This window comes from Flavobacterium anhuiense, assembly GCF_004151235.1.
Classification (GTDB): domain Bacteria; phylum Bacteroidota; class Bacteroidia; order Flavobacteriales; family Flavobacteriaceae; genus Flavobacterium; species Flavobacterium anhuiense_A.
In genome coordinates, this window is the sequence record NZ_JUIV01000002.1 from 129,548 (window position 1) to 156,273 (window position 26,726).

Below are 26,726 nucleotides of genomic sequence, written 5' to 3' on the forward strand. Positions count from 1 at the left end.
TTAAAATTTGTGTAATTCGTGGCTATATGTTTAAATATTTTAGTTGTTCAATTTGATAAAACCGCCATCAATTGGGTAGTCAGAACCTGTGATGAAAGACGATTCGTCACTGCATAAGAATAAGGCTAAAGTGGCGATTTCTTCTGGTTTTCCCATACGGCCGATTGGCTGTGATTGAGATAATTTTTCGAAAATTTCTTCTTCTTTTCCAGGATAGTTTTTAGCAATAAATCCATCTACGAAAGGTGTGTGAACTCTCGCAGGAGAAATAGAATTACATCTGATTTTATCGTTTAAATAATCTTTAGCAACTGATAAAGTCATCGCCATAACAGCACCTTTTGCAGTAGAATAAGCAAAACGATCTGGAATACCAACCCAGCTTGCAATAGAGGCTAAATTCAAAATTACACCTCCGCCAGAATTTCTTAGCGCCGGAATCGAAGCGTGAAGACAGTTGTAAACACCTTTTACGTTTACATTCATGATACGGTCAAAATCAGATTCAGAAGTTGTGTCTACTTTTCCAACGTGTGCGATTCCAGCATTGTTTACCAGAATATGAATATTTCCGATTTTCTCAAAAGTTGATTTAACTTGTTCGTGATTTGAAACGTCGCAAGCGTGCGCAAAAACAGTTCCTCCAGCAGATTTGATTTCTTCTACAGTTTCTTTTGCGCTTTCTTCCGTCAATTCTAAAACGTGAACTTCAGCTCCTTGTTTAGCAAATAAAACAGAAATCGCTCTTCCAATTCCGCTTCCTCCGCCTGTGATAATTGCTTTTTTATTTTGTAATGAAAACATTTATATAATTTTTTTAAGTTGTTTTAATTGAGTCTTTTACAAAGATACGCCGCGTTTCCACGGAATAAAATCGTCTTGGTTTAATTGAACCGCTTTCGGAATAATTTCGCCACTTGCCGCTTTGATGCAGTATTCCAAAATTTCCTCGCCCATTTCTTCAATAGACTTTTCACCGCTAATGATTGGTCCGCAGTCAATATCGATAATATCTTTCATTCTGGTTGCCAGAACAGAGTTTGTCGCTACTTTAATTACGGGACAAACTGGGTTTCCTGTCGGTGTTCCTAATCCCGTTGTAAACAAAATTAAAGTTGCCCCAGAAGCCGCTTTTCCAGTTGTCGCTTCTACGTCATTTCCTGGAGTGCAAACCAAACTTAATCCAGGTTTTGTAACTAATTCGGTATAATCTAAAACATCAACAACAGGTGAAGTTCCTCCTTTTTTTGCCGCTCCAGCACTTTTGATAGCATCTGTAATTAAACCGTCTTTGATATTTCCCGGAGAAGGATTCATGTGGAAACCAGAACCCACTTTGTGTGCCAATTCATCATAAGATTCCATTAAATCGATGAATTTTTTAGCGTTATCTTCGGTAATACATCTGTCAATTAAATTTTGCTCTGCTCCGCATAATTCTGGGAATTCAGCCAAAAGAATTTTTCCGCCTAAAGCTACAACTAAATCAGAAGTATAACCAACCGCAGGATTTGCAGAAACACCACTGAAACCATCGCTTCCGCCACATTTTACACCAATGCATAAATCGCTTAACGGCGCATCAGTTCTTTCATATTTATTGATTTCGATTAAACCTTCAAAAGTTTTTTTGATGGCATTGGTAATCAAAACTTCTTCGCTTTCTGTTTGTTGCTGTTCAAAAATAAACAACGGTTTGTCGAACTCTGGATTTTGTCTTTTTACATCGTTTACAAAATCTTGAACTTGTAAATGCTGACATCCTAAACTCAAAAGCGTGATTCCGCCCACGTTTGGATGATTCGCGTAAGAAGCCAATAAAGCGCTTAAAGTAGAAGCATCTTGACGAGTTCCGCCGCAACCGCCTTGGTGATTTAAGAATTTAATTCCGTCTACATTTTCAAAAACACGTTTGTTTTTTGGCGTTGGATTTAATTCAATATTAATATCGTTTATATCATTTCCGTTCAAATAACCCTGAAGCAATTCGTGCGTAAATTGGTTGTATTTGTCCGTTACAGCATAACCCAATTGTTTGTGCAATGCTTCTTTGATGACATCTAAATTTCTATTTTCACAAAAAACGGTTGGAATAAAAAGCCAGTAATTTGCTGTTCCAACGCGTCCGTCTTTTCTTTTATATCCTTTAAAAGTTCTGTTTTCAAATTTAGAAACGTCAGGTGCATTCCATTCATAAGAAGCATTTCTGTAAGCGTAAGGATCTGCAGCATGTTTAAGGTTTTCGGTCGTCATTAAACTTCCTTTTGCCAAGTCATTTTGCACTTTTCCAACCAAAACACCGTACATGTTTACTTCTTCTCCCTGCTTCATATCTTGCATGTAGAATTTATGTTTGGCTTTGATGAGGTCTTGTAAAACGTAAGTTTCGTTGTCAAAATGAATGGTTTCGCCTTTTTGAAGATCGGTTAAGGCAACCAATACATTATCATCTGGATGCAGTTTTACAACCAGTTTTTTTGTGTTATTCTCAGACATTGTGTTGTTGTTTTTTTTTCTTTTTTTGATGTCACTGCTTTCATTTAATAACATTTTAATCTTCTGATTTTGTATAGAATTCGGGCAGTTAACGAAAAATAAAATTAGCCTTTTTTAGATATTCATCAATAGTCTAATATTATCCGTATCTAATCTTTAATTATCTTTGCAGAATGAAATTGGAACAAACCAAAATAGCGTCTTATCTCAACACGAAAGTTTCGGTGCTCAATCGTATTGAACCATTTTTTCAAGCGCCGTTCCATTCGCATCCTGAACTGGAATTGGTTTATGTAAAAGAGAGTTACGGAAAACGTATTATCGGAAATTCGGTAATGCCGTTTGAACCTGGCGATATGGTCTTTTTAGGATCGGATATTCCGCACGTTTGGTTAAATGACGAAAAATATTATCAGGGAATTGAAGATTTAAGAGCCAATTCGATTGTCGTATATTTTCATAAAGATATTTTCGGACCGACTTTTTACGAATTAAAAGAAACTCAAAAAATCAACGAGCTTTTTGTTCAGGCTGGAAAAGGCATTTCGATTATCGGAAAAACCAATAAGCAGATTGCTAAAAAACTGGAGAAATTAGTTTCCAAAAAAGACTTTGAAGTAATTGTTGGGCTTTTTGAAATTTTATCTATCCTTTCAGAAAGTCAGGATAAAATTTACATTAATGATGAAATTTATTCGTTGATGCAGAAAGATTCGAAAGTAGATCGTCTTTCGGAGGTTTTTCAATATGTAAATAAAAATTATAAAAAGAATATTTCATTAGAAGAAATTGCCGCTGTTGCGAATATGACACGGACTTCTTTCTGCAGAATGTTTAGAATTAAAACAAAGAAAAACTTTGTGGATTATTTGCATGAAATCAGGATTTCGAATGCTTGTAAATTGTTGTTGGAAACAGATAAAAGTATGTCTGAGATTGCGTATGGATGCGGTTATAAAACGGCTTCAAATTTTAATAAACTCTTTAAAAAAGTTAAGGGAATTACGCCTTCCGATTTTAAAAATAATGCGAAGGTTAGTTTTGCCACTCCCGATAGCTATCGGGATTAAAGGATTAAAGAGATTTTTAAGTCCAGTTTTGTCTGGCTGAGCGAAGTCGAAGCCCACGTCAAATTGGAACGCCCTTCGACTTCGCTCAGGGGTGACAAACTAAAGCAAATCATTTTAATCCTTTTAATCTGTGGCTAAAAAAAATTAAATAGAACGATCTAAATGTGTGTAACCGCCATCAACATAAATGATCTGTCCAGTGGTGTGGCTTGATTTTTCCGACAATAAGAAAACCACCATATTCGCGATTTCTTCAGCAGTTGTCATTCGGTTTTCTAAAGGAATATTTTTAGTGATTGCAGCCAGTTTTTCTTCTTTATTTTCAAAAGTGTTGATCCAGGTTTCGTAAAGCGGTGTGTAACATTCTGCTACAATTACGGCATTTACGCGGATGCGGTATTTTAATAATTCAACCGCCCATTCTCTAGTTAAAGCATTTCTTCCACCGTTTGAAGCGGCATAAGCTGAGGTTCCGCCTTGACCCGTTTCGGCAGTTTTAGAACCAATGTTTACAATGGCTCCTTTCGATTCTTTCAAATACGGAAGAGCATGCTGTGCCATTAAATAATAATGCACCAAATTTTTGTGAAGTGAAGCAGCAAAATCTTCATAATTTCCGTTTTCTAATCCAACGCCATCGTTAACGCCAGCATTATTTACAAGTCCGTCAATTCTGCCAAATTTTGCGATTACGGCTTCAACAGCTTTTTTGCAGTCTTCAGGTTTTGTCAAATCTGCAGCAACTTGGTGCGCTTCTTTTCCAATGGCTTTTAATTCTTCTACGGCTTTGATGTTATCATTTTCGTTACGTCCAACGATAAACGGAATTGCATTTTCTTCGGCTAAAACCTTAACGATTCCTAAACCGATTCCTTTTGCGCCGCCCGTAACGATAATGATTTTTTGGGTTAATGATAACTGCATGGTATTTATGTATTATAATTTGAAATTCTTGATTTATGAATGAGATGTCACCCTGAGCGAAGTCGAAGGGCGCTCCAATTGGACGTGGGCTTCGACTCCGCTCAGCCTGACAAAAAGTTAATCCTTTTTATCCAATGAATATACTTTAAAAAATTTACAGCTGTTGTTCATGACAAACAACAGCTGTAAAAATAGAGAGAATAGAACTGATAATTTATTACCAGAACTTAACATAAAGCGCAGCAATAATCAATAGCGTAATAACGATTAAGACTGTTGTCTGCGGTTTTACTTTAAACATTTCAGAATCAATTTCGAATGCTTTAGGGTTTACTTTTGGACCAGCAAAACTTATTAAGATCATTGCAATCATTGTGAATAAGAATGATAATCCCATACAGATGTGGAACGGAATTTCAAAAGCTCCTTTTCCATTATTGTAAGCTGTGTATAAAAGTGTGTCGTTTCCAAATAAAGCTGGAGCGTATTCGTTGAATAAAACAGATAATAAGAATCCTAAGATTACACCCACGATTGCCGCTGTTCCAGTAGTTCTTTTCCAGAACATACCCAAGAAGAACATGGCAAAAACTCCAGGGCTGATGAATCCAGTGTATTTTTGGATGTAGGTAAATCCTCCAACGCCACCAATTCCTAAAACGTCATTCCATGTAAATAAAACGGCCAAAAGCATAGCAACAAAAACGGCAAGACGACCGATGTTTACCTGCTGTTTTTCGCCAGCATTTTTTTGAATGTATTTTTTATGAACGTCTAATGTGTAGATTGTAGAAATACTGTTTACTTTTCCTGCCAAAGAAGCTACAATTGCAGCAGTAAGAGCAGCAACTGAAAGTCCTTTTAATCCGGTTGGAAGGAATGTTAAGATAGCAGAATATGCCTCATCTTTTACTCCACCCTCTAATTGAGGTAAGTGTCCGCTTGTGTATAAAACGTAAGCAGCAATACCAGGAAGCATTACAATAAGCGGCATTAATAATTTAAGCATACCAGCAAACAAAATTCCTGTACGTGCTGTTTGTAAATCTGCTCCAAGTGCTCTTTGTGTAATGTATTGATTACATCCCCAGTAGTTTAAGTTAATAATCCAGATACCAGCAGCATAAGATAATAATCCAGGGAAAGTTAAATATTTGTCAATCTCAAGCTGAGAAGACGTCGCAGTTGGTTTCGGAATAATCATTTTGAAATGTTCGGGAGCCTGCTGCATTAAAACTTTAAAACCGGCAATTGCATTTTGACCAACACCAAAAGCTTCCGCAACTGTTGTTAAAGCAATGTAAGAAGTCACCAAACCTCCGATAATTAATACAGCTACCTGTATAACGTCTGTATAGGCTACAACCTTCATTCCTCCAAGAGAAATAAACAAAGCAAAAATAGCCAATCCAAGCATAATTACGTGAAGGTATTCTCCACCAGCAAGTTTGTTAATCGCAACTGCTCCTAAATATAAAATAGAAGTAAGGTTTACAAAAACATATAAAAACAGCCAAAATACTGCCATGATAAGTGCAGTAGATTCGTTGTAACGTGTTTTTAAGAACTGTGGCATAGTGTAAATCTTGTTTTTAAGATAAACGGGAATAAACCATACAGCCACGATAATTAGGGCAACGGCAGCAAGCCATTCGTAAGCAGCAACAGCGATTCCTAAGAAGAAACCTTCACCGCTCATTCCGATGAATTGCTCTGCAGAGATGTTAGAAGCAATAAGAGAAGCCCCAATTGCCCACCAAGTTAAATTTCCTTCAGCCAAAAAGTAAGCTTTAGCATCATGTTCGTCCTGTTTACGTTTGCGATAAACAGTGTAGCCATAGACAGAGACTACGATAAAATAAATAATAAAAACCGCATAGTCTGCGAAAGCGAGGTTTTGGTTCATTGTTAGTAGTATTTTAAATAATTATTATAGGTTGTTTGTTTATGTGGTTTAAATTTGTTTTTATGTTGTTAAATCTTGTTAAAAATGCAAGATGTGTTTTATTTCTGTTATTTTTTTGCGAAAATAAAAGCAGAAGCCAAATGTAAAATAAAAATTTAGAAATCAATCACTAGTAAATGTGTTTTTTACATTTATTTCATGGTTATTATGTTAAATTTTTATTTTTGGCTTTATTACAATGTGAAAGCTATTACACTTTTACAGTGCTTTTGTAATGTACATCTGAAAGCTGTCTCAAAATTTCAGCACTTTTTTCAGGTGTAATATCACGTTGCGATTCGCCCAACATTTCGTATCCAACCATAAATTTCTTTACAGTTGCTGATCTTAACAATGGTGGATAAAAATGCATATGGAAATGCCATTCTGGATGCAGTAAACCGTCTGTTGGCGATTGGTGAATTCCTGATGAATATGGAAAAGAAGTATTAAATAAATTGTCGTACTTCGTGGTTAACTGCTTTAAGATTTTCGCGAAAGCGGTACTTTCTTCAGCAGTAAAATTGGTAATTTTGTTTACGGCTCTTTTGCTTACAATCATTGTTTCATAAGGCCAGATTGCCCAAAAAGGAACCAGCGCAACAAAATGATCATTTTCGATTACGATACGTTCGCCAGCTTTCAATTCAGCTTTCACATAATCCTCCAATAAAGTTCTCTCGTTTTTATCGTAGTATGATTTTAAGCTATTTTGTGTTTTTTCAACTTGAGTAGGAAGAGAAGATTGAGCCCAAATTTGTCCGTGCGGATGCGGATTACTGCAGCCCATTACACTTCCTTTGTTTTCAAAAATCTGAACGTGGTTAATATATTTAATGCTTCCTAAATCGGTATATTCTTTCTGCCAAGTTTTGATGATGTTTTCAATATCGGCAATTTCCATTTCTGGAAGAGTCAGGTCATGTCTTGGAGAAAAGCAAACTACTCTAGAAATACCCTGTTCTGGTTTTGCCTTAAAAAAAGTATGTTTAATATCATCTTCAAAAATAATTTCGTCCTGTTTCATGGCCGCAAAATCATTTTCAAAAACAAAACTGTTTTCGTATTGCGGATTATTCATTCCGTTAGCACGAACATTTCCTGGACACAAATAGCAAGTTGGGTCATATTTAGGAAGTTCTTCTGTCGAAATGGTTTCATTTTGTCCTTGCCAAGGGCGTTTTGCACGATGTGGTGATACTAATACCCATTCGTTGATTAATGGATTGAAGCGTCTGTGCGGATCTTCGTTAATGTCAAAATTTTTCATTGTAGTGTGTGTGGTTTTAAAGTAGCGTTGTTCCGTTTGATATTTTTACATCATAGAATTTTAATTCAATTCCAAATGTATCTAAATAAAGCTTTGAAAACTTACGCTTAACCTCATTTTCATGTCCTTTTTTAACTAAATTAATAGTGCAGCCGCCAAAACCGCCTCCCATAAGTCGGGAACCGATAATGGCATCGTCTTCTTTTGCTGTATCAACAAGCATGTCTAATTCTTCGCAGCTTACTTCATATTCTTGCGACAATCCGTAATGTGTTTCAAAAAGCAATTCTCCTAAAAGTTCAATATTTCCTTGGTCTAAAGCTTTGCAAGCTTTGATAACGCGATTGATTTCTTTAACCACAAAATGAACTCTGGCAAAAACTTTTTCAGTCATTTTATCTTTAAGGCTCAAAACCTGTTCTTCTGTAGCATTTCTAAAAGTTTTTACTTCTGGAAAATGACTTTTTATAATCGATAAACCTTCTTCACATTCAATTCTTCTGGTATTGTATTCTGATGTAAAGAGCGAATGCTTTACATTAGAATCAAATAAAATCAAAGAATAGTCTTTAAAGTCGGCATTATGATATTCAAATTCTAAAGTGTTGCAATCTAATTGAATTACTTTATTTTCAAGACCGTGAACACTTGAGAATTGATCCATAATTCCGCAGTTGATTCCAACCCAATGCTCTGCTTTTTGTCCTAATAGTGAAATGTCTTTTTTCTCAATTTTTAAATCGAAAAGAGATTTAATTCCGAAAATCATTCCACACTCTAAAGCTGCCGAAGAAGATAATCCAGAACCAACCGGAATATTACTGCTGAAAACACAATTGAAACCTTCAAAAGAAAATCCGTTATCTTGCAGTTGTTTAATTACGCCTCGAATGTAATTGGTCCAAACCACATCGCTTAGCTTTACTTCTTGAGTCAAATCGATTTCAAACTCTTCGTTTAAATCAATAGCAATTACTTTAGAAGTTTTTGTGTTGTTTTTTTTAAAAGCAAAGCAAATCACTTTGTCAATTGCAGCAGGCAAAACATAACCGTCATTGTAATCAATATGCTCTCCAATGATGTTGATTCTGCCAGGAGAAAGTACCGTTTTCTCTGGAGAAGACCCGAAAGATTTCTCAAAAAAAGCAACAGTATTTTGTATTAAAATATCATTCATTATAGTTGTGTAATTGGTATATTATATAAATAGTTAGTTTAGAGTTTCAAATTTGTAAAGTGTTTTTTGAGAATATTGTTCTCCTTTTTTGAGAACAGCATTCGGGAAATGAGCATGATTTGGTGCATCCGGAAAATTCTGCGTTTCAAAACAAATTCCGCTTTGAGCATTGTAATCGACATTTTCTTTTCCTTTTAATTTTCCGAAACAATTTCCGCCTACATATATATGTACACTTGGCTGATCGGTGTAAACATTCATTCTCAATTTATTTTTTAAACTGATTAATTGTGCCACAATTTCAGTTTTAGAATTTACCACAAAAGAATTGTCAATTGGAAACGGACAGTTTTTTGCAGTTCTAAAATCAAAATCATGGTTCGTCAAATCGGTATAATTTCCTGTTGGAATATTATCTGAATTTGTTTCCAGCATTTTAGCCGATTTAATAAACATCTGCTGTTCTAAAACATTTCCGTCATGTCCATCAAGATTAAAATAACTGTGATGTGTCAAATTGATAATGGTATCTTCAGTTGAGGTTGCTCTATATTCTAATTTTAATTCGTTTTCTTCAGTCAAAGTATACGTTAAATAAACAGTCATTTCGCCAGGAAAATTTTCGTCTAAATGCTCGCTCAATAGCCCAAAAGTAATGGAAGGATTTTCACCAGTTTTTGCATCAGTTACATTCCAGACTTTTCTCCCAAACCCCATTTCTCCGCCATGCAGTGAATTGCCGTTATTGTTACTGCCAAGCTGAAATTTTTTATCGTCGAGACTGAAAGTAGCATTATGAATTCGTCCAGCATAACGCCCAACCGTTGTTCCAAAATAGGGAGCGCTTGGCAAATTATAAGATTCTAAATATGCATTTAAATTATCAAAGCCTAGTACAATATCTGTTGGTTTTCCATCTATTGGAATTTGGATTGAAGTTACAGTTGCTCCATAATTGATAATCTGAACTTTCATTCCATTTTTATTGATCAGATCAAAAGAATAAATTTCTTCCTTATTGGGCATTAAACCAAACAATTTGCAATTATGAATCTCTTTTAAATGCGATATGTGTTTTATTTCCATGTAATTTTTAACAAAAATGAAATCCAAAAGTAGAAACATTTTCTATATTTGCATACCAGTGCCTACCAGTTTTTAATTATAATAGTCATAATGACTTTATCTAAAACATGATTTCAATTCAAAATAACATCGGTCTGCCAAAATATAGGCAGATAATTCTTTCAATCGAAAAAGCAATTGAAGAAGGGAATTTAATTAAAGGAGATAGGCTTCCATCCGTCAATAAAGTCTGTTTGGCTTTTTCCTTGTCTCGAGACACGGTCTTATTGGCGTATGACGAATTAAAGAAAAGAGGAATAATTTATGCCATTCCAGGCAAAGGATATTATGTTAAAAGTGTTGAAATCACTATAACTCAGAAGATTTTCTTGCTTTTTGATGAATTGAATATTTTTAAAGAAGATATTTATAATTCGTTTTTAAAAAACATTGGAAAAAATGTGCAGGTTGATATTTTCTTTCATCATTTTAATGTTCAGGTTTTCAAAAAACTGATAAATGACAGCAATGGAAATTATACAAAATATATTATCATGCCGACCAACTTAACCGATATTGTCGACTCGATAAAAACCCTACCAGTAAGCGACGTAATTATCTTGGACCAGACCAATCCAGAGTTAAAAATGTTTCCTGCAATTTACCAGAACCATCAAAAAGATATTTTCGAAGGTTTGATGAAGGGCAAATCTCGATTGTCAAAATACAAAAAACTGATTTTAATATTTCCAGGTTTTAGGGAGCCTCCCGGAATGAAATTAGGATTTGAGTCGTTTTGCCAGACTTATGGTTTTGATTATGAGGTGATTTCAGATTTTAGTAACCGATCTATTGCACTAGGAGATTTGTATATCATTCCTCATGATCGTGATCTACTTTTGGTTATAGAAAATGCAATGAGCAGAAATTTAAAGTTAGGAGAGGATTTTGGCATTATATCTTATAATGAAACGCCTTTAAAGAAAATCGCAGCAAACGGAATAACCACAATTTCAACCAATTTTGAAGTTATGGGAAAAATTTTGGCCGATATGGTTTTAAAAGGAATCAAAGAGCAGATCGAAAATAAATCTGCTCTTATACTAAGGAATTCTTTATAGGTGAATGCCAATTATAAATTGAGCACAAAGTTGTTAAGCAGTTTTTCTTCGTATTTCTCTTTATTAAAAGTGTATAAATAAGATCCTTTTCTAGAAGACTGCATGTCTTTTTCATCCAGTTTGTTTAAGATTTCTAAGGAATTTATTTTACTGATGAAATTTCTTTTGTCCAATTCTTTGCTCAAAATGGCTTCATACAATTCTAAAAGCTGACGCATGGTGAATTTCTCAGGAAGCAATTCAAAACCAATTGGTTTGATGGAAGTTTTGTAGCGAAGTCTCTTAATGGCATTTTGGACCATTTCGTTGTGGTCAAAAATTAAGTTTGGCGCGTCATTAATAGGAAACCATTCTGCGTGATAATTTTTAATCAATTCAGTATTGTGGTTTTCAATATTAATTAAAGCAAAATAAGAAACCGAAATGGTTCTTTCTACCGGGTCACGATCTATTTCGCTGTAAGCATATAACTGCTCCATATAGATATCGTTAAGACCAGTATATGTATTTAAAATTCTGGTTGCAGCAGCATCTAAAACTTCATCACGCTTTAGAAATCCTCCAATCAAGGACCATTTTCCTTTTTCAGGCTCAAAATCTCTTTGAATTAAAAGGATTTTTAGCCCTTCATTGTCGAATCCAAAAATGATGCAGTCAACCGCCAATAAAACCTTATCGGCAGAACTATAACTATCTAACATATATAATTAATTTGGATGGTAAATATATAAACTTCCTAAAACGTATCATAATTTATTAATGTTGATTTTACACTTATGCTAAAGTTCAATAAATGAATTATAATAATCAATTTTAAATGAATAATGATGAAACGATTTTTCTGTATTCTTTTTCAGTTCTATATCAAAAATTATTAAAGTCAAAGGTAGAAACATTTTTAAAAGAGAGTTAATCTCAGTATTATTATTTCGTGTTTTAAAATTAAATTTCTTCAAATTTTGTTACAAATGCCACCGTTCAAAAGTTTTTTGTCGATTTTTTTTGTTTTTTTAATTTATATATACTAATAAAACCCTTTTTTACACTGATTTTTAAGATCTAATTGCGAAATCCATTTTTTGCAACCCGTTGTTTTGATATTTTTATTTTTTTATGTGGCTTTTTTTTATTTAAATTTACAAATGTTAAACAAACACTTATTATTAAAAACCAAAAACATTAGAAACAAGAGACATTCTCTATTCTAAACATCAAAAAAACCACAAAAGACATGAAAAAACTATTACTGATATTGTTTGCTGTATTCTGCATTCAAACCGTATCTGCACAAAAAGAGCCCACAATTGTTTCAATAAAAAATGATGCTTCGGCGCCAACCATTAATAGAAATATATACGGCCATTTTGCCGAACATTTAGGACGCTGTATTTACGGCGGTTTTTTTGTTGGAGATACTTCAAAAATTCCAAATACCAATGGAGTTCGAAATGATATTGTAAAAGCATTAAAAGATTTAAAAATTCCAAATCTACGATGGCCGGGCGGATGTTTTGCCGATACATACCACTGGAAAGATGGAATAGGTCCGAAGGAACAGCGCCCAACAATAGTAAACCAATGGTGGGGAGGTGTAACGGAAGATAATAGTTTCGGGACTCATGACTTTTTAAATATGTGTGAACTGCTTGGAGCAGAACCGTATTTATCTGGAAATGTCGGAAGCGGAACAGTTCAGGAATTAGCAGACTGGGTGCAATACACCAATTTCGGAGGAAAAAGCCCAATGAGTGATCTTCGCAAGAAAAACGGAAGAACCGAGCCATGGAAAGTAAAATACTGGGGAATTGGTAATGAAGCTTGGGGCTGCGGAGGAAATATGACCGCAGATTATTATGCAAACGAATATAAAAAGTTTGCCACTTTTATGTCTGATTGGGGCAATACAGGAGGAATTACAAGAATCGCATCAGGGGCAAACAGTTCCGATTATAATTGGACAGAAGTTTTAATGAAGAACATTCCTTTAAATATGCTTGGCGGTGTTGGTGTTCACCATTATGCTGTAATTGATTGGGCCAAAAAAGGTGCTGATGTTGATTTTACCGAAAAAGAGTATTTCTTAACCATGCAGTCGGCTTTAAAAATGGAAGAATTAGTGACAAAACATGCTGCTGTTATGGATAAATACGATCCAGAGAAAAAAGTAGCCATGATTGTTGACGAATGGGGCGGCTGGTACGATGTTCAAAAAGGAACAAACCCAGGATTTTTATATCAGCAAAATACCATGAGAGACGCTGTCTTGGCTGGAGCAACATTAAATATTTTCAATAATCACGCAGATCGTGTTCGTATGGCAAACTTAGCCCAATGTGTTAATGTGCTCCAAGCGGTAATCTTAACAGACAAAGCAAAAATGATCACGACGCCGACCTATCATGTGATGAAAATGTACAGCGTGCATCAGGATGCCAAATTATTGTCAATAGATTTTAAATCGCCTTCTTATGTTTTTGATGGACAAAGTATTCCAGCGGTTTCAGCTTCAGCTTCAAAAGACCAGAGCGGTTCTGTTCATATTTCGCTGGTAAATATTGACCCAGTAAATAAAAACAAAATAGAAATTGATGTAAAAGATCTAGGTGTAAAAGTTTTTTCAGGAAGTGTAATCACTGCTTCAAAACTTCAGGATTATAATTCTTTCGAAAATCCAAATAAAATTGTTCCAGTTGCTTTTAAAGGTTTTGAAAATAAAAAAGGGAAACTTGAAATAACATTGCCTCCTTACTCTGTATTGGTTTTAGAAGGAAAGTAATTGATGAAAAATCTTAAAATCCGTTCTGCAAAAAGAGCGGATTTTACAGGTTAAGCAAACAAAATGCAATTTTTAAAATAATTGACTTTTGTTTAAGGATGAAATAATCGCAATATTATAAATGTGTCATTGATATTTATTTTCTGATTTAGTGCTAAAGTGCTGTTTTAATGCATTTATAGCAAAAATTAATTATGCACTTTCGATTAAGTGTTTTTTGTACACTTATAAAATATTTATGTCTATATTTGTCAATATTTTAAAATAAAATACGAATGAAAAATTATGTAATAGGATTGGACTACGGAACAGATTCTGTTCGCGCGGTGCTAATTGATACTGAGGATGGGCAGGAGCTGGCATCGAATGTTTCTCATTACAAAAGATGGAAAAACAAGCAATATTGTGACGCCTCTATAAACCAATTTCGCCAGCATCCTTTAGATCATATTGAAGGATTGGAAATTACAATTCAGAATGTTGTAAAAGAAAGCAAAGTCGATCCGTCATTGATTCGCGGAATCTGTATTGATACAACAGGATCTTCTCCTGTTCCAGTTACAAAAGACGGAACGCCATTAGCCCTGACAAAAGGTTTTGAAGAAAACCCAAACGCGATGATGGTGTTATGGAAAGATCATACTTCTATAAATGAAGCAAACGAAATTAACGAACTGGCAGTAAGCTGGGGCGGAGAAGATGTTACGAAATATGTGGGAGGAATTTATTCATCAGAATGGTTTTGGGCAAAAATCCTTCATATTGCAAGACAAGACGAAGCGGTTAGAAATGCAGCACACACTTGGATGGAGCACTGCGATTTAATGACCTATTTATTAATTGAAGACAAAGATTTAAAAACCTTAAAAAGAAGCCGTTGCGCAGCAGGACACAAAGCAATGTGGCACACTGACTGGAACGGATTGCCGCCAGTTGAATTTTTGGAAAAATTACATCCATATTTAGCACAGCTTCGAGGTAATTTATATGATGAAACTTATACATCAGATTTAGTTGCTGGAACACTAAGCAAAGAATGGGCAGACCGTTTAGGGCTTTCAACAGAAACAGTTGTTGCTGTTGGAACTTTCGATGCGCATTCTGGAGCTGTTGGAGCTAAAATCGAAGAAAATACTTTAGTTCGCGTTATGGGAACTTCAACTTGCGATATCCTAGTTGGTTCTTATGATGAAGTAGGAACAAAAACCGTTCGCGGAATTTGCGGACAAGTTGACGGTTCTGTTATTCCGGGCTTTATTGGTTTAGAAGCAGGACAATCTGCTTTTGGTGATTTATTGGCTTGGTACAAAGAATTATTAATGTGGCCGACAGAACATTTATTAAGTTCTTCATCTGTTTTAAATGAGGCTCAAAAAGAACAATTAAGAGAAGAATTCAGCGATAAATTAATTGTGGAATTAACAAAAGAAGCAGAGAAAATTCCTGTTTCTGAAAGTCTTCCAATTGCTTTAGACTGGATCAACGGAAGAAGGACTCCAGATGCAAATCAAGAATTAAAAAGCGCCATTTCAAATCTTTCTTTAGGAACAAAAGCGCCACATATTTTCAAAGCTTTAGTAAACGCAATCTGTTTTGGAGCGAAGAAAATCGTAGACCGTTTTGAAGAAGAAGGTGTAAAAATTGACAGCGTTATCGGAATTGGAGGCGTTGCTCGTAAATCTCCTTTCATTATGCAGACTTTGGCTAACGTTTTAAACAAGCCAATTAAAATTGCAGCTTCAGATCAAACTCCAGCTTTAGGAGCGGCAATTTACGCAGCCGTTGCAGCCGGAATTTATCCAAACGTAATCGAAGCAAGCCAAAAAATCGGAAGTGATTTTGATGGAGAATATTTTCCTCAGACTGATAAAGTGGAAGCGTATCATAAACTGCTTTTAGGGTACGAAAAACTAAGTGCTTTTGCAGATCCAACTATTAAAATTTCTCAAAATGAGTTCTCTTTATAAAGATTTAAAACAAGAATGCTACGAAGCCAATATGCAGTTAAATGCATTGAATTTGGTGGTATACACTTTTGGAAACGTAAGCGCTGTCGACAGAAAAAATGGTGTTTTTGCCATTAAGCCAAGCGGGGTTCCTTACGAAGATTTAAAACCTGAAGATATTGTAATTGTCGATTTTGATAATAATGTTATCGAAGGAAATTTGCGTCCGTCGTCTGACACAAAAACGCATGCTTATTTATACAAACATTGGCCAAATATTGGCGGAGTTGCGCATACTCACGCAACCTATTCTGTGGCTTGGGCGCAATCTCAATTGGATATTCCGATTTTCGGAACAACTCATGCCGATCATTTAACGGCTGATATTCCATGTGCACCGCCAATGGCAGATTCTCTAATTGAAGGAAACTACGAGCATAATACCGGAATTCAGATTCTGGATTGTTTCAAAGAAAAAAATCTTTCATACGAAGAAGTTGAAATGATTCTAATTGGAAATCATGGTCCGTTTGCTTGGGGAAAAAACGCGGCAAAAGCGGTTTACAACAGTAAAGTTTTGGAAGTTGTAGCAGAAATGGCCTACCTGACTTTACAAATCAACCCAAACGCACCAAGATTAAAAGATTCATTAATAAAGAAACATTACAATCGTAAACACGGAAAAGATTCGTATTACGGACAATAAATAATTTTAGATTTTAGAATGCAGATTTTAGATTTTAGAACCTGCAAACGATTAAACAATTCAACAAATAAAAGATTAAACAGCATGATAGATATATCTCAAAAAGAAGTATGGTTTGTAGTAGGAAGCCAAGAATTATATGGTGAAGAAACGCTTAGAAAAGTAGCGGAACATTCGCAGATTATTGCAAAAGGATTAGATGCTTCGTCTTCAATTCCGGTAAAAGTGGTTTATAAAGATGTGGTGAAATCGCCTTCACAAATTTTAGATGTGTGTTTGGCTGCAAACTCAGCTAAAAACTGTATCGGAATTATTGCTTGGATGCACACTTTCTCTCCAGCAAAAATGTGGATTGGCGGTTTGAACATTTTGAAAAAGCCATTATGCCACTTGCATACACAATATAATGCTGAAATTCCGTGGGGATCTATCGACATGGATTTCATGAACTTGAACCAATCGGCCCACGGAGATCGTGAATTCGGTTTTATTATGTCAAGATTACGTAAAAAACGTAAAGTAGTAGTTGGACATTGGGAAGATCAAAGAGTTCAAAAACAGTTAGGAATCTGGTCAAGAGTTGTCCTTGGATGGGATGAACTTCAAAACTTAAAAGTAGCTCGTATTGGAGATAATATGCGCGAAGTTGCCGTTACAGAAGGTGATAAAGTTGAAGCTCAAATTCGTTTCGGAATGTCTGTAAACGGATATGATTCTTCAGATGTTACTAAACATATCGAAAAAGTAACAGATAAAGAATTAAACGATTTATTAGCTGTTTACGAGCAATCATATAACTTAACTGATTCATTAAAAGAAGGCGGAGCACAAAGAAGTTCTTTGGTTGAAGCGGCAAAAATTGAATTAGGATTAAGAGCTTTCCTTGAAGAAGGAGGTTTTGGAGCTTTCACAGATACATTCGAAAATCTTGGTGCTTGGAAACAATTGCCAGGAATTGCAACACAGAGATTAATGGCCGATGGTTATGGTTTTGGTGGAGAAGGAGATTGGAAAACGGCAGCAATGGTTAGGGCTTTAAAAGTGATGTGTGTTGGTCTTGATGGCGGAACTTCTTTCATGGAAGATTACACTTACCACTTCACACCACAAAAATCGTATGTTTTAGGATCTCACATGTTAGAAATCTGTCCATCTATTGCTGATGGAAAACCTTCTTGCGAAGTGCATCCTTTAGGAATTGGCGGAAAAGAAGATCCAGCTCGCTTGGTGTTCAATTCTCCTGCTGGTGATGCCATCAACGTTTCTTTGGTTGATATGGGAACTCGTTTCCGCTTAATTGTAAACGAAGTTGAAGCAGTTAAGCCAATGGCTGAATTACCAAAATTACCTGTTGCACGTGTTCTTTGGGATTGTAAACCAAATCTTGAAGTTGCAGCAACAGCTTGGATTTTAGCTGGTGGAGCGCATCATACCGTTTATAGCCAGTCAATCACAACTGAATACATGGAAGATTTCGCGGATATTGCGGGAATAGAATTATTGGTTATTGATGAAAAAACTACTGTAAGAGAGTTTAAAGATAAAATTAATGCCAACGAAGCATATTACCATTTGTTTCAACACGGCCTTTAAATTAGTCAAAAGTCTAATGTCATAAAGTCTTAAAGATTTAGTTACTTTGAGGAATTGACTTTAAGACTTTCGGCTTTAAGACTTTACTAACTTAAAAAACTATCATTTATGAATGTATTAAAACGTTCCCTTTTTATACTAAGCATGCTAGGTATTGCTATAGTTACAGTTCAATGCAAAAGCGATAAAAAAATGGATAACACTACAGTTTCTTCAGATAAAAAAGGAGAAGTTACAATTGAAAAATCAGAATACGGAACAACAGCTAAAGGCGAAAAAGTTGAGAGCTATAAACTGAAAAACCAAAATGGGATGGAGGTTGATATCATCACTTTTGGAGGAAGAATTACCGATTTGAAAGTGCCAAATAAAGCTGGCGTTTCAGAAAATGTTGTAATCGGATTTAGTTCTTTGGCACAATATGAAAAAGAAAATCCGTTTTTTGGAGCTTTGATCGGAAGATTCGGAAACAGAATTGCAAAAGGTAAATTTTCATTAGATGGAAAAGAATATCAGTTAGCAATTAACAATGCGCCAAATGCTTTGCACGGTGGTCCGCAAGGATTCTTCAATGTAGTTTGGAAAGCAGATGAGGTTAAATCTGGCGAAACAGCTTCTTTAAAATTGTCTTATGTAAGCAAAGATATGGAAGAAGGTTATCCAGGAAATCTGAAAGTTTTTGTGACTTATACCTTGACAAATGATAATCAATTAGAAGTTTTATACGAAGCAACAACTGATAAGAAAACAGTTGTAAACTTAACACAGCATTCGTATTTCAACCTATCAGGAGATTTCACCAAAACCATTTTAGATCACGAATTGACTTTAAATGCAGATAAATTAGTCCCAGTTGATGCAGATTTAATTCCGACAGGAAAATTAGAAGATGTTGCGGGCACTCCTTTCGATTTTAGAACTCCAAAATTAATTGGAAAAGACATTAATGCTAAAAATGACCAGTTAGAAAAAGGAAAAGGTTATGATCACTGCTGGGTATTGAACAATCCTGAAAAAGGAAAAACAATCATTGCAAAAGTGTATCACGCCGCAAGCGGACGAGTTATGGAAATGACAACAGACGAACCTGGAATTCAGTTCTATTCTGGAAACTTCCTTGACGGAACGTTGCCAATGCCAAACGGAGGAACTTTTGCACACAGAACAGGATTATGTCTAGAAACAGAACATTATCCAGATTCTCCAAACCAGAAAAACTTCCCAACAACGGTTTTAAACCCGGGAGAAAATTATAAAACGAAAACTACTTTTAAGTTTTCAGTTAAAAAATAGTTTTAGAATCTGTTTATTAATTTAGTAATTTTCTAAAAACCTCGAAAGTAATTGCTTTCGAGGTTTTTTTGTTGACACAAAGAATTCATTCATTTTTGTCATTTCGACGAAGGAGAAATCTTCGCAAGTAGCTCTACAAAGATTGGAATTGCAGTGTGGAATTTCTCACGAAGATTTCTCCTTCGTCGAAATGACAATATAGTGTTTAAACTTAAAGCCTTAACTGTATTTAATAGTAACTTTGCTATGTTAAAGAAGACAAAATGAAACATCTATTCAAAGCGCAGTTAAACTGGACTTCAAAAAAAGAAGAGGCATCCTCAAAAAACTATAGTAAAACCCATAAAATTCAAATTGAAGGAAAACCAGTTTTAGATGTTTCAGCAGCAAAAGCATTTAAAGGCGATCCAGAATTATACAATCCCGAAGATTTATTGTTGAGCAGTTTAGTTTCCTGCCATATGATGTCATATTTATATGTCTGCTCGCAAAACGGAATAGAAGTTCTTGAATATTCAGACAATGCCGAAGCAACTTTAGAAGTAAATCCAGACGGAAGCGGACGTTTTATTGAAGTAAGATTATTTCCAAAAGTAAAAATCTCAAATCCAGACCAAATTGAATTGGCTTTGGAGTTGCATAAGAAAGCGAATCAATTGTGTTTTATTGCTAATTCATGCAATTTTCCTGTTTTGCATGAGGCGAGTTGTGAGGTTTGAAACATATAAGTGATATAAGTTCATTCAGTAAAAACTGAATTATACGCAAAGTTATATTTACTTATATATCTTAATATGGTTAAAAAAAGAGATAAAAAAAACCTCTTCCGTTAAGAAGAGGTTTTTATGTACCCGGAGCCGGAGTCGAACCGGCACGGTTTCCCACAGGTGTTTGAGACCAGCGCGTCTACCAATTCCGCCATCCGGGCGTAGCAGACGAAAAAATAAATGATAAATCAGTTATTTTAACGCAATAGAATGAAGTCATAAATGGCGTCATTCCTTTAACACGGTGCAAATGTAAAAAATAATTTTAAACGAACTACTAAAAATACTTAATTTTTTGCTTTCAGTGTCCAATAAATTTTATAAATTTGCACCTCGTTAAAACGAAGCACACACAACTAACTACATTCGAGACATTTATGCGCATTCCTCTTTGTTTAAAAAATAAAGTCGAATAGTGTGAAAGTAGCGGAATAAAACAACAAATTACAATGTCGCACCTAGAACCAGAAGCTAAAATTTTTGCTTGTTCACAAAGTGTTTATCTTGCAGAAAAAATTGCAAAAGATTACGGGATTCCGTTAGGAAAAGTAACGATGTCAACGTATAGTGACGGAGAATTTCAGCCGTCTTACGAAGAATCAATTAGAGGTTTACGAGTATTTATCGTGTGTTCAACTTTCCCAAGTGCAGATAATCTGATGGAATTGTTGTTAATGATTGATGCGGCAAAACGCGCATCAGCAAGACATATTACAGCTGTTATGCCTTATTTTGGTTGGGCAAGACAAGACAGAAAAGACAAACCAAGAGTTCCAATTGGAGCTAAATTAGTAGCGAACCTACTGACAGCTGCAGGAGCAACAAGAATCATGACAATGGATTTGCACGCAGACCAGATTCAAGGATTCTTCGAAAAACCGGTAGATCATTTATTTGCATCTACAATCTTTTTACCATACGTAGAAAGTTTAAATTTAGAAAATCTAACAATTGCATCTCCAGATATGGGAGGTTCAAAAAGAGCATATGCTTACTCTAAGTTTTTAGAATCAGATGTAGTGATCTGTTACAAACAAAGAAAAGCAGCCAACGTTATCGATACTATGGAGCTAATTGGTGAAGTAAAAGGACGTAACGTAATCTTAGTAGACGACATGATCGATACAGGAGGAACTTTAGCGAAAGCGGCAGACCTAATGATCGAAAAAGGAGCGCTAAGCGTAAGAGCAATTTGTACACATGCTATTTTATCAGGCGGTGCGTACGAGAAAATTGAAAACTCAAAACTAACAGAATTAATCGTAACCGATTCTATTCCGTTAAAGAGAGAATCAAAGAAAATAAAAGTGGTAAGTTGCGCGCCTCTATTTGCTGAGGTAATGCAAATGGTTCACCACAACAATTCCATCAGTGGAAAATTTATAATGTAGTCATTGCGAGGAACGAAGCAATCTCACTACATCAAAAATTAGAATATTTATATTAATAACTATATTTTTTTTACAATGAAATCGATTACAATTAAAGGATCAGAAAGAGAAAGCGTGGGCAAAGTGTCAACTAAAGCCTTACGTAATGCTGGACAGGTACCTTGCGTTTTATACGGAGGAAACCAAGCAGTACATTTCTCAGCAGACGTTACTGCATTCAAAAACTTGGTTTACACTCCAAACGCTCACACAGTTGTGATCGAACTTGGAAAAGGAAAATCATTCAATGCAATTTTGCAAGATATCCAAGTTCACCCAGTATCTGACAAAATTTTACACATTGACTTCTTCCAATTATTTGATGATAAAGAAATCACAATGGAAGTTCCTGTGAAAATCGTTGGTACATCTAAAGGTGTTCTTGCGGGAGGTGTTTTACGTTTAAACCAACGTAAATTAAAAGTTAAAGCTTTACCAGCAAATCTTCCTGATTTCGTTGAAGCTGACATCACTCCACTTGAAATGGGTAACAAATTATACGTTACTAAAGTTGGAAAACCAGAGTACAAAATTATGCACCCAGACAACACTGTAGTTTGTCAAGTGAGAATCTCTCGTGCTGCTATGAAAGCTGCTCAAGAGGCTGCAAAAGCTGCAAAAGCTCCTGCAAAAGGAAAGAAAAAATAATTTTTTTCAAAACTCAATACAAAAAGCCTCAATCTTTCGATTGGGGCTTTTTTTTGAGGTTCTGAGATGCTAAGGTTCTAAGTTTTTTACTGCGGAAGGGCTTCGACTCCGCTCAGCCTGACACGCTTAATATTTGTCAGGCTGAGCGGAGTCGAAGCCTTTTAAAAGCAATTATCTAATTACCACATTCTCTAATTTTCTAATTGTTTTTTTAGAAGCAGAAATCCCTCGTTTTCAGAAGACGTGACATTCCTGCCATCCGCTATATCTTTTCCCTGCTAAAGGAGCAGGAAAAAGGATGCCGCTTCTGTCAGGGCTAGCGAGAAAATATCTTTTTCATAAGATTTTAACAAGTCTTCTTTCAATGGTGCCTTTTCGAACTCTTTTAAAACTTCAGTTAATAGGGGATGCTTCAATTTTCTTAGCGACCTTTGCGCAAAACCTTCGCGAACTTTGCGGTTAAATCTCGACCAATAAGTAATTATCTAATTATCCAATTGCCGCATTCTCTAATTAATCTTACTTTTGCAACCATGATAAAATGGATAACAAAAATGTTTTCATCAACATCAAAAGAAGAGAACAAACAAGACAATATGAAGAAATATTTAATCGTAGGATTAGGAAATATCGGAGCTGAATACGTAAACACCAGACACAATATCGGATTTAAAGTGCTTGATTTTTTCGCTAAAAAAGAAGCGCTTTCATTCGAAACCGTAAAATTGGGCGCATTGGCTGAATATAAATTTAAAGGAAGAACTTTTTTTCTTTTAAAGCCAAACACTTACATGAATCTTAGTGGTAAAGCAGTAAAATACTGGATGGATAAGGAAAATATTCCGTTAGAGAACATTCTGGTTATTACAGACGATTTAAACCTTTCATTTGGCACAATCCGCATCAAACCAAAAGGAAGCGATGGCGGCCACAACGGACTTAAAAATATCAATTTAGTTCTTAATACGCAAAACTATACCCGCTATAGATTTGGTATCAGTGACCAATTTAAAAAAGGACAGCAGGTAGATTATGTTTTAGGAGAATGGAATGCCGAAGAAGAAGCAAAATTGCCAGAGCGTTTAGAAACTTCTGCTGAAATTATAAAAACTTTCGGAACTGCTGGTTTAGAAAATACAATGACTACATTTAATGGAAAATAAAGATTTTCAGGTGTTTATATTCTAAAAATGTAAATTATCAGTGAATTTAATTCAATTATAACGAAATAGTATTTTCAATTCCAAAGTTAAATGTCTAAATTTGGAATAAATTATTATAAACCATAAAAATCCTAATACCATGGCTTTTGAATTACCACAATTACCTTATGCATACGATGCATTAGAACCACATATTGATGCACGTACAATGGAAATCCATCATACAAAGCACCACAACGCATATACTACAAATCTTAACGCAGCTATTGCTGGAACAGATTTAGAGGGAAAAACTATCGAAAATATTCTAATCAACTTAGACAAATCTAACGCTGCAGTTCGTAACAATGGTGGAGGTTTCTACAACCACAATTTATTCTGGACTGTAATGTCTCCAAACGGAGGAGGTTTGCCAACAGGCGATTTATTAGCTGCAATTGAGTCTTCTTTTGGATCATTTGAAGAATTTAAAGCAAAATTTGCTAAAGCTGGAGCAACACAATTCGGTTCTGGATGGGCTTGGCTAACAGTTCAAAAAGGTGGAAAATTAGAAGTTGTAGGTACTCCAAATCAAGATAATCCATTAATGCCAGAAGTTGCTGGTAACGGTGGAACTCCAATCTTAGGAATGGATGTTTGGGAGCACGCTTACTACTTAAACTACCAAAATAGAAGACCAGATTATATTGAAGCTTTCTTCAATGTAATCAACTGGACAGAAGTTGCTAGAAGATTTGCTTTAGAGAAATAAGAAAATAGAGCATAGAATACAGAAAAAAGACGAGCACCAAATGTTCGTCTTTTTTTTTGTGCTCAATTTTTGGTCTTTATTCTGTATTCTATGCTCTATATTCTATGTTCTAAAAAAAAGAAAATAAAAAAGGCGGAATTTCTTCCACCTTTTTTGCCCCAAATCTACCATAAACTAACCTACTAATGTTATGGTCCAGTAAATTTATGGCAGGAATTTTTATAAAGGAAAAATTTCAGATGAAAAGCAATTATATTCGATAAAATACAGTTAACTAATTGTTTTACAGTAAATTACAATATTACATAAAAAAGGCGGAAGTTACTCCGCCTTTTTTGCCCCAAATCTACCATAAACTAACCTACTAATGTTATGGTTCAGTAAATGTATGGCAGTTATTTTTGTAACGGAAAAATTTTAGATGAAAGGTAAGTATATCCGATGAAGAGATATAATTGGCTGTTTATAAATAGTTTGAGTTTATTTCAATAAAAAAGGTGGAATTTCTTCCACCCTTTTTGCCCCAAATCTACCATAAACTTAACCTACTAATGTTATGGTATCTCAAAAGTATTGTAGCTTTTCAATTTTACCAAAGAAACAGGATGAACGGCAAAAAAAACCGATGAAATGCACAATTTAACCTTTTGTTAGTATTTTATTAATAAGCTCGAGCGTCTTTTCCTTCATAAAAATTCATGAAAGCACGATTTACAACTCTATTTCCACCAGGAGTTGGGTAATCTCCGGTAAAGTACCAATCACCTAAATTTTTAGGACATGCTTTGTGTAAATCTTCTACTGTTTGGAAGATGATTTTTACTTCAGCATTGATTTCTGGTGAGCTTAACATTTCTGCAATTTTATCTGAGATTTCTTCGTCACTGAATTGATCGTAGATTGCTGTAACATAATTAACAACGTCTTTGTCTGCGAAATTTTCTTGAGCTTTACATTTAGCATAAACTTCGTCTACAATATGGTATAAGTTTCTTTCTTTTAATAAAGCAAGCGCTGCTCTAAAAGCAACTAAACCTTCTAGCTTTGCCATATCGATTCCGTAACAATCAGGGTAACGGATTTGTGGAGCAGATGAAACGATTACAATACGTTTTGGTTTTAAACGATCCATCATTTTAATGATGCTCATTTTCAATGTAGTACCACGAACGATACTATCGTCTATAATTACCAAGTTATCCTCTGGTTTGATTACACCGTAAGTAACATCGTAGACGTGAGCCACTAAATCGTCACGGCTGCTGTCTTCAGTAATAAAAGTTCTAAGTTTAGCATCTTTAATAGCTACTTTCTCTGTACGTATTTTTACAGATAAAAGCTCCTGAAGTGTTTCTGCAGTTAATGTATTTCTATTTTCTAGAATATAATTGTTTTTTCTCTGATTTAAGAAATCCTGAGCAGCTTCAACTAAACCATAGAATGATGTTTCGGCTGTATTCGGAATATAAGAGAAAACAGTGTTGTCTGTGTCGCTATCAATTGCTTTAAGAACAGCAGGTAAAATAAATTTTCCTAAATTTTTACGTTCTTGATAAATTTCAGCATCACTTCCTCTTGAAAAATAGATTCTTTCGAAAGAACAAGCTTTTAAAGTAGTTGGTTCCAAGATTTGGTTCATGGTAACATTACCATTTTTCTTGATAATTAATGCATTTCCTGGATTGATTTCCTGAACACTTTCAAAAGGAACATTGAATACAGTTTGAATAACTGGTCTTTCAGAAGCTACCACAACAACTTCGTCATCTTGGTAATAATAAGCTGGACGAATTCCGGCTGGATCTCTAAAAACAAATGCATCACCGTGGCCTAATAAACCAGCCATAGCATAACCTCCGTCTAAATTTTTAGCTGAACGAGCTAATATTTTAGCAATATCCAAGCGTTCCGCAATTACTGGAGAAGCTTCTCTTTTTGAATAGCCTTCAGCTTTACAATCTTGGTATAGTTGCATTACTTCTTTGTCTAAGAAGTGACCGATTTTTTCCATTACTGTAACAGTATCAGCCATTTCTTTTGGGTGTTGCCCTAATTCAACCAAGTTTTCGAAAAGTTCTTTAACATTTGTCATGTTAAAGTTTCCTGCCAAAATCAGGTTACGGTGCATCCAGTTGCTTTGACGCAGGAATGGGTGAACGCTTTCGATGCTGTTTTTTCCAAAAGTTCCGTAACGAACGTGACCTAAAAACAATTCTCCAACATAAGGAATATTTGCTTTTAGCTCTTTCATGTTGTCTCCCAATTCTGGATGTGCTTTTAACTCCTCGCTGATTCTTTCATTGATTTGTTTAAAAACATCTTGTATGGGTTGTGCGTGATTAGAGCGAACTCTACTGATGTAGCGCTGCCCTGGATCAACATCAAATTTAATGCTCGCAAAACCAGCACCGTCTTGTCCGCGGTTGTGCTGTTTTTCCATCATTAAATACATCTTCTGGATTCCGTAGAAAGCAGTTCCGTATTTTTCTTTATAATATTCAAGCGGTTTAAGTAGTCTAACTAAAGCTATCCCACATTCGTGTTTTAAAGCGTCGCTCATTGTTTTTTGTTATTTGTGTGTTGTT

21 protein-coding genes and 1 tRNA gene are annotated in these 26,726 nt (G+C 35.1%); 12 read left to right on the forward strand and 10 right to left on the reverse strand.

Annotated features, from left to right (window positions below; genetic code table 11):
• Window positions 1–39: 39 nt before the first annotated feature.
• Window positions 40–804, reverse strand: a complete 765-nt coding sequence (locus NU08_RS03405; protein WP_129745865.1) for an SDR family NAD(P)-dependent oxidoreductase — start codon at window positions 802–804, stop codon at window positions 40–42.
• 36 nt (window positions 805–840) lie between these two features.
• Window positions 841–2,496 carry a UxaA family hydrolase gene (locus tag NU08_RS03410; RefSeq protein ID WP_129745866.1) on the reverse strand — a complete coding sequence of 552 codons (1,656 nt, stop codon included), beginning with the start codon at window positions 2,494–2,496 and terminating at the stop codon, window positions 841–843.
• Between the two features lie 173 nt (window positions 2,497–2,669).
• Here NU08_RS03410 and NU08_RS03415 point away from each other — a divergent pair, with 173 nt between their 5' ends.
• A complete protein-coding gene (locus NU08_RS03415) occupies window positions 2,670–3,566 on the forward strand; it encodes an AraC family transcriptional regulator (protein ID WP_129745867.1) in 897 nt (298 codons plus the stop codon).
• 144 nt (window positions 3,567–3,710) lie between these two features.
• Here NU08_RS03415 and NU08_RS03420 read toward each other — a convergent pair whose 3' ends face one another.
• From NU08_RS03420 to NU08_RS03440, 5 genes are all read right to left on the reverse strand, one after another.
• The gene (locus NU08_RS03420) at window positions 3,711–4,490 is read right to left on the reverse strand and encodes an SDR family oxidoreductase (protein WP_008465924.1); all 780 of its coding nucleotides are present in this window, start codon (window positions 4,488–4,490) and stop codon (window positions 3,711–3,713) included.
• A 217-nt stretch (window positions 4,491–4,707) separates the two neighbouring features.
• Window positions 4,708–6,396, reverse strand: a complete 1,689-nt coding sequence (locus tag NU08_RS03425) for a sodium/sugar symporter (protein ID WP_129745868.1) — start codon at window positions 6,394–6,396, stop codon at window positions 4,708–4,710.
• Between the two features lie 250 nt (window positions 6,397–6,646).
• On the reverse strand, window positions 6,647–7,705 hold the full coding sequence (locus NU08_RS03430; RefSeq protein WP_129745869.1) for a UDP-glucose--hexose-1-phosphate uridylyltransferase: 1,059 nt from the start codon (window positions 7,703–7,705) through the stop codon (window positions 6,647–6,649).
• A gap of 16 nt (window positions 7,706–7,721) precedes the next feature.
• Window positions 7,722–8,882 (reverse strand): galactokinase, encoded by a 1,161-nt coding sequence (gene galK / locus NU08_RS03435; protein WP_129745870.1) that lies wholly within the window; start codon window positions 8,880–8,882, stop codon window positions 7,722–7,724.
• 33 nt (window positions 8,883–8,915) lie between these two features.
• Window positions 8,916–9,968 (reverse strand): aldose epimerase family protein, encoded by a 1,053-nt coding sequence (locus NU08_RS03440; RefSeq protein WP_129745871.1) that lies wholly within the window; start codon window positions 9,966–9,968, stop codon window positions 8,916–8,918.
• A gap of 107 nt (window positions 9,969–10,075) precedes the next feature.
• On the opposite strand from NU08_RS03440, the gene NU08_RS03445 reads away from it, so the two are divergent.
• On the forward strand, window positions 10,076–11,068 hold the full coding sequence (locus tag NU08_RS03445; RefSeq protein WP_129745872.1) for a GntR family transcriptional regulator: 993 nt from the start codon (window positions 10,076–10,078) through the stop codon (window positions 11,066–11,068).
• Between the two features lie 11 nt (window positions 11,069–11,079).
• On the opposite strand, the gene NU08_RS03450 is transcribed toward NU08_RS03445, so the two are convergent.
• Window positions 11,080–11,769 carry an NUDIX hydrolase gene (locus tag NU08_RS03450; RefSeq protein WP_129745873.1) on the reverse strand — a complete coding sequence of 230 codons (690 nt, stop codon included), beginning with the start codon at window positions 11,767–11,769 and terminating at the stop codon, window positions 11,080–11,082.
• Window positions 11,770–12,299: 530 nt separating this feature from the next.
• Between NU08_RS03450 and NU08_RS03455 the strand changes: the two genes are divergently transcribed.
• The 6 genes from NU08_RS03455 to NU08_RS03480 all read left to right on the forward strand — a co-directional run bounded on the left by NU08_RS03455 (window position 12,300) and on the right by NU08_RS03480 (window position 20,101).
• Window positions 12,300–13,844 carry an alpha-N-arabinofuranosidase gene (locus NU08_RS03455; protein WP_129745874.1) on the forward strand — a complete coding sequence of 515 codons (1,545 nt, stop codon included), beginning with the start codon at window positions 12,300–12,302 and terminating at the stop codon, window positions 13,842–13,844.
• 275 nt (window positions 13,845–14,119) lie between these two features.
• A complete protein-coding gene (locus NU08_RS03460; RefSeq protein WP_129745875.1) occupies window positions 14,120–15,811 on the forward strand; it encodes a ribulokinase in 1,692 nt (563 codons plus the stop codon).
• Window positions 15,795–16,496 carry an L-ribulose-5-phosphate 4-epimerase gene (locus NU08_RS03465; protein WP_008465939.1) on the forward strand — a complete coding sequence of 234 codons (702 nt, stop codon included), beginning with the start codon at window positions 15,795–15,797 and terminating at the stop codon, window positions 16,494–16,496. Before NU08_RS03460 ends, NU08_RS03465 begins: the two co-directional genes overlap by 17 nt.
• An 84-nt stretch (window positions 16,497–16,580) precedes the next feature.
• Window positions 16,581–18,089 (forward strand): L-arabinose isomerase, encoded by a 1,509-nt coding sequence (araA, locus tag NU08_RS03470; RefSeq protein ID WP_129745876.1) that lies wholly within the window; start codon window positions 16,581–16,583, stop codon window positions 18,087–18,089.
• Window positions 18,090–18,197: 108 nt separating this feature from the next.
• A complete protein-coding gene (locus tag NU08_RS03475) occupies window positions 18,198–19,382 on the forward strand; it encodes an aldose epimerase family protein (protein ID WP_129745877.1) in 1,185 nt (394 codons plus the stop codon).
• 263 nt (window positions 19,383–19,645) lie between these two features.
• The gene (locus NU08_RS03480) at window positions 19,646–20,101 is read left to right on the forward strand and encodes an OsmC family protein (RefSeq protein WP_129745878.1); all 456 of its coding nucleotides are present in this window, start codon (window positions 19,646–19,648) and stop codon (window positions 20,099–20,101) included.
• Window positions 20,102–20,230: 129 nt separating this feature from the next.
• On the opposite strand, the gene NU08_RS03485 is transcribed toward NU08_RS03480, so the two are convergent.
• Window positions 20,231–20,310 (reverse strand) — tRNA-Leu (locus tag NU08_RS03485).
• Between the two features lie 288 nt (window positions 20,311–20,598).
• On the opposite strand from NU08_RS03485, the gene NU08_RS03490 reads away from it, so the two are divergent.
• The 4 genes from NU08_RS03490 (at window position 20,599) to NU08_RS03505 (ending at window position 24,141) form a co-directional block, all read left to right on the forward strand.
• A complete protein-coding gene (locus tag NU08_RS03490) occupies window positions 20,599–21,540 on the forward strand; it encodes a ribose-phosphate pyrophosphokinase (RefSeq protein WP_008465976.1) in 942 nt (313 codons plus the stop codon).
• Window positions 21,541–21,615: 75 nt separating this feature from the next.
• Window positions 21,616–22,227 carry a 50S ribosomal protein L25/general stress protein Ctc gene (locus tag NU08_RS03495; RefSeq protein ID WP_111368498.1) on the forward strand — a complete coding sequence of 204 codons (612 nt, stop codon included), beginning with the start codon at window positions 21,616–21,618 and terminating at the stop codon, window positions 22,225–22,227.
• Between the two features lie 533 nt (window positions 22,228–22,760).
• Window positions 22,761–23,390: an aminoacyl-tRNA hydrolase gene (gene pth, locus NU08_RS03500; RefSeq protein WP_129745879.1), complete on the forward strand. Its 630-nt coding sequence runs from the start codon at window positions 22,761–22,763 to the stop codon at window positions 23,388–23,390.
• Window positions 23,391–23,529: 139 nt separating this feature from the next.
• Window positions 23,530–24,141, forward strand: a complete 612-nt coding sequence (locus tag NU08_RS03505; protein ID WP_129745880.1) for a superoxide dismutase — start codon at window positions 23,530–23,532, stop codon at window positions 24,139–24,141.
• A gap of 661 nt (window positions 24,142–24,802) precedes the next feature.
• Here the strand turns inward: NU08_RS03505 and NU08_RS03510 are convergent.
• Window positions 24,803–26,701, reverse strand: coding sequence for an amidophosphoribosyltransferase (locus NU08_RS03510; RefSeq protein ID WP_129745881.1), 1,899 nt, complete (start codon window positions 26,699–26,701; stop codon window positions 24,803–24,805).
• Between the last annotated feature and the right edge of the window lie 25 nt (window positions 26,702–26,726).